Origin of the sequence: Pseudonocardia sp. DSM 110487, assembly GCF_019468565.1 — a bacterium.
GTDB lineage: Bacteria > Actinomycetota > Actinomycetes > Mycobacteriales > Pseudonocardiaceae > Pseudonocardia.
Genome location: NZ_CP080521.1, coordinates 3216134 through 3230764, shown reverse-complemented (window position 1 = coordinate 3230764; position 14631 = coordinate 3216134). Strand labels below are relative to the sequence as shown.

12 protein-coding genes and 1 riboswitch are annotated in these 14631 nt (G+C 71.4%); of the genes, 6 read left to right on the top strand and 6 right to left on the bottom strand.

What is annotated here, in order from left to right; translation table 11 throughout:
• The first annotated feature begins 52 nt into the window (after positions 1 to 52).
• Positions 53 to 868, top strand: coding sequence for a tetratricopeptide repeat protein (locus K1T35_RS14990; RefSeq protein ID WP_220260768.1), 816 nt, complete (start codon positions 53 to 55; stop codon positions 866 to 868).
• Here K1T35_RS14990 and K1T35_RS14985 read toward each other — a convergent pair.
• From K1T35_RS14985 to K1T35_RS14975, 3 genes are all read right to left on the bottom strand, one after another.
• A complete protein-coding gene (locus tag K1T35_RS14985; protein ID WP_255621904.1) occupies positions 787 to 1545 on the bottom strand; it encodes an ABC transporter ATP-binding protein in 759 nt (252 codons plus the stop codon). The two genes, K1T35_RS14990 and K1T35_RS14985, sit on opposite strands and share 82 nt — an antisense overlap.
• On the bottom strand, positions 1538 to 2272 hold the full coding sequence (locus K1T35_RS14980) for an ABC transporter permease (RefSeq protein WP_255621902.1): 735 nt from the start codon (positions 2270 to 2272) through the stop codon (positions 1538 to 1540). Before K1T35_RS14980 ends, K1T35_RS14985 begins: the two co-directional genes overlap by 8 nt.
• Before the next feature lie 94 nt (positions 2273 to 2366).
• Entirely contained in the window at positions 2367 to 3386 is a 1020-nt protein-coding gene (locus K1T35_RS14975; protein ID WP_220260766.1) for an ABC transporter substrate-binding protein, read from the bottom strand.
• Positions 3377 to 3490: riboswitch (TPP riboswitch) on the bottom strand. (Overlaps the previous gene by 10 nt.)
• 578 nt (positions 3491 to 4068) lie before the next feature.
• Between K1T35_RS14975 and K1T35_RS14970 the strand changes: the two genes are divergently transcribed.
• The 5 genes from K1T35_RS14970 (at position 4069) to K1T35_RS14950 (ending at position 11014) form a co-directional block, all read left to right on the top strand.
• A complete protein-coding gene (locus K1T35_RS14970) occupies positions 4069 to 5016 on the top strand; it encodes a 2-dehydropantoate 2-reductase N-terminal domain-containing protein (RefSeq protein WP_220260765.1) in 948 nt (315 codons plus the stop codon).
• Positions 5013 to 6284, top strand: a complete 1272-nt coding sequence (locus tag K1T35_RS14965; protein ID WP_220260764.1) for a glycosyltransferase — start codon at positions 5013 to 5015, stop codon at positions 6282 to 6284. The genes K1T35_RS14970 and K1T35_RS14965 overlap by 4 nt, the downstream gene beginning before the upstream one ends.
• Positions 6281 to 8200, top strand: a complete 1920-nt coding sequence (locus K1T35_RS14960) for a right-handed parallel beta-helix repeat-containing protein (RefSeq protein WP_220260763.1) — start codon at positions 6281 to 6283, stop codon at positions 8198 to 8200. Before K1T35_RS14965 ends, K1T35_RS14960 begins: the two co-directional genes overlap by 4 nt.
• On the top strand, positions 8200 to 9543 hold the full coding sequence (locus K1T35_RS14955) for a right-handed parallel beta-helix repeat-containing protein (RefSeq protein ID WP_220260762.1): 1344 nt from the start codon (positions 8200 to 8202) through the stop codon (positions 9541 to 9543). The genes K1T35_RS14960 and K1T35_RS14955 overlap by 1 nt, the downstream gene beginning before the upstream one ends.
• Before the next feature lie 196 nt (positions 9544 to 9739).
• Entirely contained in the window at positions 9740 to 11014 is a 1275-nt protein-coding gene (locus K1T35_RS14950; RefSeq protein WP_220260761.1) for an NAD(P)/FAD-dependent oxidoreductase, read from the top strand.
• A gap of 21 nt (positions 11015 to 11035) precedes the next feature.
• On the opposite strand, the gene K1T35_RS14945 is transcribed toward K1T35_RS14950, so the two are convergent.
• The 3 genes from K1T35_RS14945 to K1T35_RS14935 all read right to left on the bottom strand — a co-directional run bounded on the left by K1T35_RS14945 (position 11036) and on the right by K1T35_RS14935 (position 14628).
• Positions 11036 to 11449 (bottom strand): nuclear transport factor 2 family protein, encoded by a 414-nt coding sequence (locus K1T35_RS14945; protein WP_255621901.1) that lies wholly within the window; start codon positions 11447 to 11449, stop codon positions 11036 to 11038.
• A gap of 516 nt (positions 11450 to 11965) precedes the next feature.
• A complete protein-coding gene (locus tag K1T35_RS14940) occupies positions 11966 to 13168 on the bottom strand; it encodes an ROK family protein (protein ID WP_220260760.1) in 1203 nt (400 codons plus the stop codon).
• Positions 13165 to 14628: a sugar ABC transporter permease gene (locus K1T35_RS14935; protein WP_220262612.1), complete on the bottom strand. Its 1464-nt coding sequence runs from the start codon at positions 14626 to 14628 to the stop codon at positions 13165 to 13167. Before K1T35_RS14935 ends, K1T35_RS14940 begins: the two co-directional genes overlap by 4 nt.
• Positions 14629 to 14631: the final 3 nt, after the last annotated feature.

Sequence of the window (14631 nt, the reverse complement as noted above, 5' to 3'; positions counted from 1 at the left end):
CGAAAGGCGTATCGGTAGCGTCTGGCCGCACCAATCGGGGGAAGGGGCGGCGATGGCGTGGTGGTCGCGCGAGGGACGCGATCGCGGATCCGCCCGCCCGCGTGGCCAGGAGGACGTCGCGGGGCTCGCCGCGCGCAACGCCGACGGTGTCAGCTACTTCGCGGTGGGACGCGCCGCCGACGCGATCCCGCGCTTCGCGGACGCGTACGAGGGGTGTCTCGCCTCGCTCGGCGCCGATCACCCCCACACGCTCACCGCCGCGGGCAACCTGGCCGCGGCGTGCGTCGCCGCGGGCGATTCGCGGCGTGGGCTGGATCTGATGGCCGCGAACCTGGCCGACCGGGTACGGGTGTTCGGCGACGCCGACCCGCGCACGCTCACCGCAGCCGACGCCATGGCCTGCGCGTATCGACTGGTCGGCGAGGTGAACGAGGCGATCACGCTGTCCGACCGCGTCACAGCGGACCGCAGGCGGATCCTCGGGCCCGCCCACCCCGACACCCTCGTGTCCCGGATGGGCATGGCACTCGCCCGCGCCGCGGCGGGGGACGTGATGGCGGCCCTCACGCTCCTGGAAGTCACCCTGCACGACTCCGAGCAGGCCCACGGCGCCCGGAGCCAGCACTCGATCGCGCTGCGGGCGAACATCGCCGCCTGCTTGGCGGCGGCCGGCCGCGGCGACGAGGCCCTCGCGGCGTACCGGCAGGCCGTCGACGACTCGGCCGCGCTGCTCGGCGCGAACCACCCCGACACCGTCGCGTTGCACGAGGAGATGCTGAGCGTCGTTCAGGACGGCGCGCCGCGCAACGCCGAGAGCAGCTCCGCCTCGACCTCCGTGAACCGCGTCGAGGTGATCAGCTCCACCTGACGGGGACGGGGCAGGTCCACCGCCACCTCCCGCCGCACGCGGGTGGGCCGCGGCCCGAGCACGATGACCCGGTCGGACAGGAAAGCCGCCTCGCGGATGTCGTGGGTGATCAGCAGGACCGTCCACCCGAACCGGGCCCGGACCTCCTCCAGCCAGGTCTGCATGTCGGTGCGGGTGAGCGAGTCGAGCGCGCCGAACGGCTCGTCGAGCAGCAGCACCGCCCTGTCCTGCACAACGGTGCGCAGCAGCGCGGCCCGCTGGCGCATCCCGCCCGACAGCTCGTGCGGCCGCGCGGACTCGAAACCCTCGAGGCCGAAGGGCGCGAACAGCGCGCGGGCCCGCTCCCGCGCCGCCCGCCGCCGCATCCCGGCCACCTCAAGACCGAGCGTCGTGTTGTCCAGCACCGTGCGCCACGGGAACAGCAGGTCCCGCTGCGGCATGTAGGCGACGTGGTCGACGCGCCCGGTGGCGTCCTCACCGTCCACGAGCACGCGGCCCGCGTCCGGGAGGTCCAGCCCGGCGATCACGTTGAACAGCGTGGACTTGCCGCAGCCGCTCGGCCCGATCACCGAGACGAACTCCCCCGGCGCGACGTCGAACTCCACCCCGTCCAGCACCTGTAGTGGGCCGGGGAACGCCTTGCGCAGGCCGTCAAGTACGAGCTTGGCCTCAGCCACGGCGATACCAGGGGACGACGAGCCGTTCGACGGCGTAGGTGAGCAGGAACAGCGTCACCGACAACAGGGCCGTGACCAGCACGGCGGCGAGCACGAGGTCGGTGCGGAAGGAGTTCTTCTGCAGGCTCATGAAGATGCCGAGGCCGGCCGTCGCCCCGACGTACTCGGCGAAGATCGCGCCCGTGACGGCGTAGGTGATGCCGATGCGCAGCGCCGTGAAGAACCGGGGCATGGCTCCGGGCAGCCGCACGTAGCGGAACTGCTGCCAGCGCGACGCCCCCATGCTGCGCAGCAGGCTCGTGGCCTGCCGATCAGTGGCGGCGAACCCCTCGATGAGCCCCACCGTGATCGGGAAGAACGTGACGAGGGCGATCACCACGACCTTCGGGAACAGCCCGAACCCGAACCAGATGATCAGCAGCGGGGCGATCGCGATGATCGGCAGCGTCTGCGAGGCGACGAGCAGTGGCGTGAGGGCACGCCGCAGCCACGGCGAGAAGTCCACCGCGATCGCGATCGCCCAGCCCAACGCCAAGGACACCGCGAACCCGACCGCCGTGACCTGCAGCGTCGGCACCGTGTTGGCCCAGATCTGGTCGCGGAACGCCCAGCCCTGCTCCAGCACCCGCAACGGCGAGGGAAGCACCTGCGGCCGAACGTCCGTCGCGGTCACGTACCACTGCCACACCACGAGCCCGAGGCCCACGAGCACCACCGGCGGGCCCACCCGCGCCCACACCCGTGAGTCCGGCGTCCCAGCCTGGCGAGTCGCGCGGCCGGGCCCGGCGAGTCCCGCGGTCGGTCCGGGCGAGTCGCCCCGGTCAGGCGGGCGGGGCGAGGTAGGCATCGGTGAACCACGTGGAGAAGTCGGGACGCTGGGTCAGCGGCGCTCCGTCGGGTCCGGTGAGCGCGCCCGAGTCGAACACCCATCCCGAGTACCCCGCCCACTTCTCGGGCGTCTGCGTGCCCACGCGGCCGTTCTCGTCGCGCAGGAACCGCTCGGCGAGCATGTGCTGGCTGCGCGTCACGAGCTCCGGTTCGGTGAACGCGCCCGGGTTGGCATCCATGAGGAGCTGGGCGGCGCGGTCCGGGTCGTCGGCCGCGAGCTGGTAGCCGCGCTGCGCGGCCTGCACGAACTTCGCCGCGAGGTCGGGGTGGGCCGAGAGCCACGGCGAGTTGCCGATGAGCAGCACGTTGTAGGCGTCCGGGAACCCGTAGTCGGTGTAGGAGAACGTCTTGAGCGGCTGCCCGCGCAGCTCCGCCTCGATGCCTTCCCACGCGATGAACGGCTCGGTGAAGTCGACCTCGCCCGCGTAGAGCGCCTCGTACGCGGCCGTGCCCAGCACGACCGTCCGGAACGTGCCCGTGCCGCCCGCGTCCTGGATGACGGCCCGCATCTTGGGCTCCTCGTACGCCGCGCCGAACCCGCCGTACGTCTTGCCGTCCAGGTCGCGCGGGGACGTGATGTCGGCGCGGTCCGCCCGCACCGCGATCTGCGTGGCCCAGTGCTGCAGCACGGCCATCACGGATGTGATCTCGGCGCCCGCCGCCTTCGAGAACGTGAACGAGTCCTGGAAGGAGACGCCGAACTCGGCCGCGCCGGAGGACACGAGCGTGTCGGGCGAGGTGTTGTTGTACGGCAGGAACTGCACGTCGAGGCCCGCCTCGCGGAACCAGCCCTCCTGCTGGGCCACGAATAGGCCGGTGTGGTTGGTGTTCGGGGTCCAGTCGAGCGCCACGCGGATCGGCTCCGGGCCGCCTCCGGATCCGCAACCCGCCACCAGCAGGGCGAGTGCCGCCCCGAGGGCGGCGAGGATCCGGGATGCGCGAACGGGTCTCACGAGTTCCTCCCTACGCCGGTACTAACCGGGTCAGGTGCGAACGGTCGGCGGCCGGTCCTGCCGCCCTCTCAGCCTCGGATCGCGAGGCTCCCGTGGGTTTCGGGCGAGAATACGTGCTCGCGCCGCGGCCTGCCCACTGAGGTGGGCGGTCGCCGTGCGGCGGATCACACCTTCCCCGTCACCCGGCTGCACTCACCCGGCCGGGGGAACATTCCTGCTCCTCGCGGCGTTGGAACCGTCGGAACGGGTCCGAAATGACCCGTTCGAGTCGCCGCCGGTGACCCTTGCCGGACACAGCGTGACCACAAATCTGAGACAATCTCAGGGGACGTTGAGATAGTGTTTATCGCGTAGGGTTCCACCGGCGAACAGCCGGTCAGCGGTAGAAGTTACGACCGACCTCGACTCCCGGTGGCGGGGGCCGTCCGGCGGGGGCGCAACACCGGACGACTTCATCGGGAGCTGGCAACGGCCGCACCGAGGATCGGCTTTGACCTGCACTGATGTGCTCGAGCACTCGTCGCCCACGGATTGTTCGAGCACGCCGGTGTGCCCGGTCGATGACGACCACGGGTCGAACTGATCCCGGCGGACGACGACGTCCGACGTTCCGCCATACCCATCGGATCCGAGGCAAACCTTGCCTGCCCTCGGGTCGCCCGTCAAGAGGGGACAATTAGCAATGAGCAGGATTTTCATCATGGGTTCCGGTGTCGTGGGCGCCGCGACCGGTGAAGGTTTCCTGAAGGCCGGCCACGACGTCACGTTCGTCGACATCAACGAGGTCCGGGTGCGCGAGCTGCGCGACCGCGGCTGGGACGCGCGCACCGCGATCGACCTCGCCGACGAGCCGCAGTCACTGATCTTCCTGACCCTGCCGACGCCGAACGACGGACACCGCTACGACCTGTCGGCGTTCACCGCGGGCACCGCCGCCGTCGGCCGGGCGATCGCCGACGCGTCGGCCGAGCACATCGTCGTCGTGCGCTCCACCGTGCCGCCCGGCACCACCGAGGGCCTGGTCAAGACCACCCTGGAGGAGAGCTCGGGGAAGGTCGCGAACGAGGGCTTCGGCCTGGCGTCGAACCCCGAGTTCCTGCGCGCGGCCTCTGCCGCCGAGGACTTCGCCAACCCGTGGATGACGATCATCGCCAGCCGCGACCCGCGCAACGTCGAGCGACTGCGCTCCCTGCTGTCCCCCTTCGGCGGCGAGCTGCGCACCTTCACCAACCCGGCCGAGGCCGAGTTCATCAAGGCCGCGCACAACATCTACAACGCCACCAAGATCAGCTTCTGGAACGAGATGTGGCTGGTCGCCCAGAAGATCGGCCTCGACCTCGACCCGATCGCCGCCACCGTGGCCCGCTCGGCAGAGGGGTCCATCAACCCCGAGTACGGCATCCGCGGCGGCGCCCCCTACGGCGGGGTCTGCCTGCCCAAGGACACCCAGGGCTTCCTCGGCTTCGCCGGCACCGTCGGGGTGGACATGCCGCTGCTGTCCGCCGTGGTGGAGGTCAACGACCGCCTCGCCGCGATCGTCGACCACGAGATCGAGAAGGTCGCGCACGCCGACGCGAGCGAGCTGCGCGGCCAGAGCTCGATCCCGGGCGCGGAGCGCGAGTCGGCATGAACCTGCCCCTCTACTACTACGTGCTGGGCACGCCACTGGGCGTGCTCGGCCTGATCCGCTGGGGCGCATGGCTCGTGCGCCGCATCCCCGCGGTGCTGTACAAGCCGGTGATCAACGACCACCGGCTGCCGATCTCGATCGTGGTGCCGGTCTACCAGGAAGACCCGAAGATCTTCGCGGCGGCGATCGAGTCGTGGCTCGCCAACGACGTCGAGGAAGTCATCCTCGTCATCGACGAGTCCGACACCACCTGTCAGGACGTCGCGGCCCGTTACCCCGTCACCGTTGTCATCACCGACGTGCCGGGCAAGCGCGACGCCCTCCGCAGGGGGTGGCGGGCCGCCAGCACCGAGCTCGTCGCGCTCGTCGACTCCGACACGATCTGGGCCGACGACGTCGCCGCCCAGGTGGCCAAGCCGTTCGCCGACCCGCGCATCGGCGGGGTGGGCACCCGGCAGTCCGTGTACGGGTCGAAGGGCTTCCTCGCCCGGATCACGGACATGTTCCTCGACCACCGCTACTTCGACGAGAACGCCAGCCAGAGCCTGCTCGGCAAGGCCGTCTCCTGTCTCTCCGGGCGCACCGCCGTCTACCGGCGCGAGCTCCTGCTGGAGATCGAGGACGACTTCATGAACGAGACGTTCTGGGGCGTCCAGTCGCTCTCCGGCGACGACAAGCGGCTCACCACGCTGATCCTGGAGCGGGGCCACCTCACCTACATGCAGCGCACGGCCGAGGTCTGGTCCACGTTCCCGGACCGCTGGCGCACCTTCTTCCGCCAGCGGCTGCGCTGGGCGCGCAACACATGGCGCTCGGACCTGCGGGCGCTGTCCAAGCCGTGGGTGTGGCGCCACCCGTTCCTCGCCTACACCATGATCGACAAGGGTCTGAGCAGCTTCACGCTCTTGCTCGGGCCGGCCGCGATGGTGTTCGCCATCGTCACGCAGAACTGGATCCTCGCGGGCGTGCTGCTGCTCTGGTGGCAGGTCAGCCGCGCGGCCAAGCTCGCGCCCCACATCCGGCGCAGGCCGTCCAGCTTCTTCTTCGTGCTGGGCTACGTGGCCGTGTCATGGCTGATGGCGATCATCAAGATCACCGCGCTGGTCACAATCCGCAAGCAGGCCTGGCTCACGCGCCAGGTCGCGGTGGAGAACGGCGAGGTCGTGCGCACCTCGGTCGAGCAGCCCGGCACCGACCACCACGACGACGATCACCACGACAACGACCACCACGACAACGTCATCCCCTTCCGGAGGGCAGCGGCATGAACACCGGCACCACCAGCAAGCGGTGGGTCGGGCGGATCCTCGCGACGGGCATGACCACCGCCGTCGGACTGGGGCTCGCGGCAGGCACCGCGCTGGCCGCCCCGGCCGCGGCCGCCGCGCCCGTCACCCACGCGGTGGCCCACACCGCAGCGACCCAGGCGGCGGCCCAGCCGACCCAGGTGATCACCCCCGATACCACGGCCTCGGTGCGCAGGGCGTGGGAGTCCCGCGGCCGCCCGCACCGGATGGCGATCGTGCGGGACTTCCGCATCGACCTGGCCGTCGACGGCCGCGTCACCCGCCAGATCGGCCGGGCAGGCGGCACCGTGACCATCTCCGACCTCGACCGCGCCCTGCCGGCGGACTGGCTGAAGGTCACCGACGGCACCGCAACGCTCGACGCCGCTCTCGTCCTCACCCGCAGCACCGCGTTGCAGTTCGGCGGCCCCGGCAGCCCCGTGCGCACCCTGCAGCTCGTGGGTGGCGCCACCGCGTCCGATGCCGCCTCGATCCACACCGGCGGCGGCCGGGTGGCCCTCAACGGGATCACCGTCACCTCGGTCGACCCCGCCACCGGTCAACCGCTGCCCGCCACCGCGAAGGGCCGGCCGACGATCGTGGCCAACGGCGGTGGCCGCCTCGACGTCACAGACAGCACGCTCAACGACCTCGGCGCCGTGTCCGACGACACCCCCGGAGCCGACGACCGCGGCACCGCCGCCGTGGCGTTCCGCACCGGCAGCACCGGATCGCTCGTGCGCACCACCGTGGCGCGCGGCAGCACCGGGGTGCAGCTGTCCCACTCCCAGGGCGTGCACCTCGACCAGCTGACGGTCGCCGACTCCGCGGAGAACGGCCTCGTGCTGGGCGGTGACCAGGGCACCGCGATGAGCGGGATCCGCGCCACCGGCAACGGCGAGAACGGCGTTCTCGTCTCAGGGGAGAGCGGCGGGCGCCCGATCACCGGCATCAGCACGAACGCCAACGGGGCCTTCGGCGTCGCGGTCGTCGGCGAGACCGGAACGGAGGTCTCGGCTGTCGACACCGTGGCCGACCAGGCGGGCGGGCTGCGGATCTCCCGCTCCACGAACATCACGGTCACCGGCTACACGGCCACCGACCAGCGCATGGGCGTGTTCACCCACGTCCACAGCTCCGGGATCGTGCTCGACGGGGTCCAGACCACAGGGGGCGCCCGCGGGCTGGTCGTCGAGAAGAGCACCAGCACGCTCGAGGCGAGGAACTCGACGTTCAGCGGAGCCCGCGTGGCAGGCGTGGCCGTCAACGGCACCGACATCGCGCTGAACGGCGTCCATGTGTCCGACTCCCGGTCCGGCGTGCGCGTCGACCGCGGAGCGCACGACGTCCGCCTCACCGGGCTCACCCTCGACGGCGGGCACGACGGGCTCGTCACCGCGGCAGGCACGTCCGGTCTCGTCGTCACCGACCTCGCCGTCAACGACGTCGAGTCGGACGGCGTGCGCAGCTTCACCCCGGACGCCCGCATCACCGACGCGCAGATCAGCGGCGGCGGCACCGGGCTGGACCTCGCGGCGGGCGCCACGATCACGAACTCGACGATCACCGCCGCCCGGGAGGGGATCCGCTCCCGCTCCCCCGAGCAGGTCTACGTGTCCGACGTCACCGTCGACACGACGGAACTGGGCGTCAACACCGCGGAGGGCAGCCCGTTCACGCTCGTCAACTCCAACGTGCACGCACTGGAGTCGGTGCGCGGCGTGATCAACCAGCAGGGCGCCAACGACCTCAGCCTGCCCCCGCTCAACCTGCTCGGCGCGATCGGCGTCCCGCTGATCGTCCTCGCAGTGGTGCTGGAGGAACTGCACACCTACCGCCAGCGCCGTCTCGGCGGCACCACCCGGCGCCGCCGCCCACCACTCCCGCTGGAGGCGTGATGAAGGCCCTCCGTCGGGCGGTGCAGGTGATCGTCACCGGCACCGTCGCAGCGGTCCTCCTCGCGGGGTGTGGTGCGCCCACACCGCCGCCGCTGGAGCGCCGCCAGGTCCCCGCGGCCGTCACCGACAACCCTGGGCAGCCGTGCGTGCAGGAGGCCCCCGCCGCCGACGCCCCGGCAGCACCCGCGCCGGCCGGCCTCGACGTCCGGTACGACCGCAGCACGAACCTGATCGACGTCGTCGGCGGCACCGGGGTGACGCTCCCGGCGATCGCGTCCGCCGTGGGAGATCCCGCCGCACTGCGCGAGGTGGCCCCCGGCGAGTGGCAGCTCGGCGCCGACCTCGTCGTGCGCGGCGGGGCCGAGCTGCAGATCAGCGCACCGCAGGTCCGGTGGCTCAAGCTCGCGAGCGAGCCGGGCCGGTTCGTCTCGGTCGAGGCGCTCGGTGGGAAGCTCGACATCACCGGCTCCTGCGTCACGTCCTGGAACGAGGCGCAGGGCACCGTCGACACCGGCTACGACGACGGCCGCAGCTTCCTGCTCGCCCGCGACGGCGCCCAGATGACGATCAGCCACGCCGAGCTGCACTACCTCGGCCACGGCGACGTGGAGTCCTACGGACTGTCCTGGCGCACGGCCGGCACCGGCGGCGGGATCAGCGACAGCCTCGTGTCGAACCTCTACTACGGCCTCTACACCTACGAGGTGAGCGGCCTGTCCGTGCTCGACAACGAGTTCCGCAACAACGTCCTGTACGGGATCGACCCGCACACCGGATCGACCAAGCTGGACATCGAGCGCAACGTCGTGCACGACAACGGCAAGCACGGGATCATCCTCGCCGAGGACTGCGTCGACAGCGTGATCCGCGACAACGTCGTCTACCGCAACGCCCACCACGGGATCGTGCTGTACCTGCGCTCGGACCGGAACCTCGTCGAGGGCAACGAGACCTTCGGCAACCAGTCCCAGGGCATCAACATCAACGAGTCCGGCGGCAACACGCTGCGCAACAACGAGGTGTACGACAACGGCGAGACCGGCGTCGGGATCACTCAGCTGGCGCAGGGCAACGTGGTGGAGGGCAACCAGCTGCGCGGCAACCAGCAGGACGGCCTTCGCGTGGTCAGCGAGTCGACCGCCACCTCCGTGCAGAACAACATCATCGCGGAGAACGCCCGGTACGGCGTGTACGTCGACACCAGCGGTGCGGTCGACCTCACCGGCAACACGATCACCGACAACAGCTCCGGCGTCATGACCACCGGCGACCCGGTGACCCCGCCGAACGCCAACGAGGTGAGCGGCAACAAGAACGCCGACGTGGTCGCCGACCGCGGATAGCCCACGCATCGAGACCACGACTCGCGTGCACCCAGACCGCGACTCGCGGACGGGGAGAACCCCCCACCCCCATCCGCGAGTCGCGCTGTGAGTGCACGCGAGTTGCGTTTGACCTGGGTCACTCGATTCGCGTGCGTTGTCACATCGAGCAGCCGTATCCCGTCCTTGATACGTGAGACACGCAGAGCATCGGGTCGTGATCGTCGGCGCCGGCTTCGGTGGACTGTTCGCCGCCAAGGCACTGCGCTCGGCGCCCGCCGCCGTCACCATGATCAACGGCACCACCTACCACCTCTTCGAACCCCTGCTCTACCAGGTGGCCGCGGGCATCCTGTCCGAGGGCGAGGTGGCCCCCCCGATCCGGGAGATCCTCCGCCACCGCGACCTCGACGTCCGGCTCGGCTGGGTCACCGACGTGGACGTCGAGGACAGGACGGTGCTCGTCAGCGCGCCCGACGGCCGTGAGCGGCGGGTGCCGTACGACACGCTGATCGTGGCGGCGGGCGCCCGCAACTCCTACTTCGGCAACGAGCGGTTCGCCGAGCACGCGCCATCGCTGAAGAACATCGACGACGCCCTCGAGGTGCGCAGCCGGATCTTCCACGCGTTCGAGATGGCCGAGCTCGAGGAGGACCCGGAGGCCCGCCGCCGCTGGCTCACGTTCGTCGTGATCGGTGCGGGCCCGACCGGCGTCGAGCTGGCCGGGCAGATCGCCGAGCTCGCACACCGAGCGTTGAAGGGCCAGTACCGCCACGCCGACCTGGCCGAGACCCGCGTCGTCCTGCTCGATGCGGCGGACCGCGTGCTGCCGGCGTTCGACCGGCCGCTATCGGTGAACGCGCGGCGCCAGCTGACCAGGATGGGCGTCGACGTGCGCCTCGCCACCCGCGTGGTGGACGTGGACGCGAGCGGCGTCGAGCTCGAGGGCGGGGAACGCATCGAGGCGCACACCAAGATCTGGGCGGCCGGCGTCGCGGCCCCTCCGCTGGCCGGCCACCTCGCCGAGGCCACCGGGGCCGCGACCGACCGCGCCGGCCGGATCCGCGTCGAGCCGGACCTCACGATCCCCGGTCATCCCGAGATCTTCGTGGTCGGCGACATGGCCGCCCTCGACCTGCCCGGCGTGGCACAGGTCGCGATGCAGGGCGGCCGCTACGCCGCCCGGGTCACCGCGGGACGGCTCACCGGCCGGCCGGTGACGACGCCGTTCCGGTACTTCGACAAGGGCAACATGGCCACGATCGGCCGCTTCTCCGCCGTGGCGAACGTGGGGAAGCTGCACTTCAGCGGCCTGCTCGGCTGGCTGATGTGGCTCGGGGTGCACCTGTTCTACCTGATCGGCTTCAAGAACAAGGTCACCACGCTGATGCACTGGGTGGCGAGCTTCCTGGGAAGGGGCCGGGCGGAGCGGATCGCCACGGCACAGCAGATCGAGGCCCGCAACGCCCTGCGCCGCCGGGACGCCGCCTAGTCCCGCATCGGGGGTCGGCCGTCACTTCTCCTGCGTCCAGGCGAGGGAGATGCGTATCTCGCTGAATCGCCAGCCCGAAGGGGTCCGCACCGCGGCGCAGGCCGCGCGCAGGCCGCTCGTCCGGTGCGGAGGTGCGCCGTCGCGGTAGAAGTACACGAGCTCGTTCGCCGTGGCCCGCGCGCGGTCCCCGTCGACATCCACCAGCACGCCGGCGTGCACGTGTTGAGTGCGCTCCCCCTCGACCCGGCTCCGCTCCAGGTAGGCGGTCACCTCGCCGATGCCGTGCAGCTCACCGCCGCGCGGCGAGCGCACCACGACGTCGTCGTGGTACACGGTGTGGGCGTCGTCATGACGGCCTTCGTCGAGCAGGTCGGCCAGGCGGGCGAACAGGTCGGCGATCTCGATGCGGTCGGCGATCCGGGTGGCAGCGGACACGACGCCTCCTTTGATGGTCGCGCCAACATTGGTGGCACCAACAGTATCAGCAGAGTGTAGTCGGCGCCGTGAAGATCCCGCCGGACCTGTTCACCGAGGAGCCTCCGGCCAAGCCGCCACCGGACGACGATCTGGTCCGCTCGGTCGAGGCGGGAGCTCGGGAGGGGCCTTCGGTGGCGAGGAGTCCTCAGCATGCCGCCAGGCCGCAGGGGCCTCCGGTGGCGGATTCACGGCCATGATCAAGGCTTCGGCGCGGAAACGGGCGAAAGCAACCCGGGGAACGCCCCGAACCACTGATCAAGCCGCCATTCCGGGGACAATGCGTCGATCAAGGCGAAATGGTCGCTAGATGATCTACGATCGCGACCATCAGCCCTTGATCGCCGCGCTGACCTGCCGGTATCGGTTGTCCATGGTCGCTGTCGCGACCATGGACAACCGATACGCCGGATCATGGTGTCGGCGCGGGTGCGGCCAGGCTCGCGTCAGGAACGGGGATGGTTGGTGGTCACCGCACTAGACCGCACCCAGCACCGGCTCGAACGCCAGCTCGGCCGCCCCCACCAGCTTGGCGTCGCGGCCGAGCGGGCTGATCTCGATGCGGGTGCCGCCGACGGCCCTGCTCACCAGGCTCCGCTCGTGCACCTGGGTCCGGACGTGGTCGACGACCGCGGGCGGGAGCGCCGTGAACAGGTCGCCGAGGACCACGAGGTCCGGTGCCGTCACGTTGACGACCGTGACGAGACCGGTCGCGAGCCACTCGGCGAACTCGTCGAGCGGGCCGGGCAGCGGAGCCGTTTCGAGCGAGCGCAGCTCCGCCACGATCACGCCCCGCGGGGTGTCCTCGGGCAGGCCGAGCGCCCGGCACAGCGCGGCCTCCCCCACCTCGGTCTCCCAGCAGCCGCGGTTGCCGCAGTAGCAGTCCCGCCCGCCGGGCCGGACGACGAGATGGCCGATCTCGCCGACGTAGCCGCGGGTGCCGCGCATGGGCCGCCCCGCGGCGATCACCCCGCCGCCGACGCCGCGGTCGGCCGAGATGTAGACGAGGTCGTCGACGTCGTGCGCCTCGCCCCTGACGTGCTCGGCGAGCGCCCCGAGCTCGGCGTCGTTGGCCACCTGCACCGGGATCCGCAGCACCGCGCCGAGGCGGGTGCCGAGCGCGACGTCGCGCCAGCCGAGGTTGGGCGCCTCGTGCACGAACCCGTCGTCCCGCCGGACGACGCCCGGCACCGACACCGCCGCCCCGCGCGCGGCCACGGCGAGCTCGTCGGCGAGCAGCTGCGCCGACTCCGCAATGTGCGTGATCACCTCGCCCGGGGTGCGGGTGCGGTGGTGCAGGTTCCAGCTGTGCCGGCCGAGCACCTGCCCGCCGATGCCAACCATGGCCATCGCCACCTGCTCGACCCGCACGTCGATCGCGAGCACCACGGCCGCCTCCGGCTCGGGCAGCACCATCAGCGACGGGCGGCCCGCCCCGTTGCGCTGCGCGGGCACCGCCTCTGTGACGACCCCGGCCTCGGCCAGCCCGTCGACCACCGCCTTGATCGTGCTGCGGTTGAGCCCCAGCTCGGCGGCGAGCGTGGCACGCGTGCAGGGCCCGGCGACGTGCAGGCGCCGGAGCAGGGCGGCTCGGTTGTGCCGACGGGCCTCGTCGGGCCGGGCACCTGCCGTGAGGGCAGGCGCCCCGCCGCCACCGTCACCGCCCCACGTGCGACTCACCTGCCGGCGACCGCCGACCGCCGCCTCGACAGCACGTCGACACCCGCGGCGAGCAGGAGAACCAGGCCGTTGACGAGGAAAACCACCGACGCCGGCTGGCCGAGCAGGCCGAGGCCGTTGTTCACGGTGGCGAGCACCGCACCGCCGATCACGGCGTTGCTGACGCGTCCGCGCCCGCCGAAGAGGGACGTGCCGCCGATCACCGCGGCGCCCACGGCGAACAGCAGCGTGTTACCGCCACCGGCGGCCGGGGACACCGAACCCACCTTCGAGGAGTAGACGATCGCGCCGATCGCCGCGCACGCCGCACCGATCACGAACACGGTCGCCCGCACGCGTGTGACGTCGATGCCCGCCCGGCGCGCGGCCTCCCGGTTGCCGCCGACCGCGTAGACGTGCCGGCCGAAGCGCGTCCGGTCGAGCACGTACGTGCCGGCCACGAGCAGCACGAGCACGACCGGTACCACGTACGGCACGCCCGCGATCGCCGTGGTGCCCGGCGAGCGGTCGAGCGTGAGCAGGAACGTCGCCACGGCGGCGAGCACCACGACCGCGCCGACCTTGAGCAACACCAGGCCGGTCGGCTGGGCCACCAGCCCGAGCTTGCGCCGCGACCGCTGCCGGTTCAGCAGCACGGCCGCGTAGCCGCCCGCACCGATCACGAACAGCAGCCAGCTGGCGAGCGTCGACAGGTTGCCGTTGGCCACCGCGATGATCACCGGGTCGCGCAGGCCCAGCGTGCCGCCGTCGCCGATCAGCTGCAGGATCACGCCCTGCCACGCGATGAACAGCGCGAGCGTCACCACGAACGAGGGCATGCCGAGCTTCGCGACGGCGAACCCGGTGAGGCAGCCGATCGTCACGCCGACGCACACGGCCAGCAGCATCTCCAGCCACGGGTTCGGCGGGAACCCGACCAGCATCAGTACCAGCGCCACGGCCGAGAGCACGGCGCCGAACCAGATGCGCAGCATCAGCGCGAGCGCGATCGCGATCACGGTGACCACGAGGAACAGCAGGAACACGGTTGTGCCCATGCCCCCGAGCAGGTTGCCGCTGCTCACCAGGTGCAGCGCCATCACGGCCGCCGCGAGCCCGGACCCGGTGCCGGCGGCGAGGTCGATCTCACCGGTCAACAGCACGAACACCAGGCCCATGGCGATGATCGTCTGGCCCGCGCCCTGCTGCAGCAGGTTGGCCAGGTTCAGCAGGCTCGGGAACGTGCCACCCGAGTCGAGGACCGTGAACAGCACGAACAGGGCCGCCAGCCCGAGCAGGGCGGGCAGCGCACCCAGGTCGCCGTTGCGCAGGTTGCGCAGATAGGCGCGAATGGCCTCGTCGGTGCTCCTGGCGGTCGTGTCGATGCCGAAGTCGGCCGCCCGCGCCGATGCGGGCGCGGCGCGCTCCGCAGCACTCGCGGCCCCGGCCGACTTCTCCACCTGGGTCTCCTCCACGGGCATCTT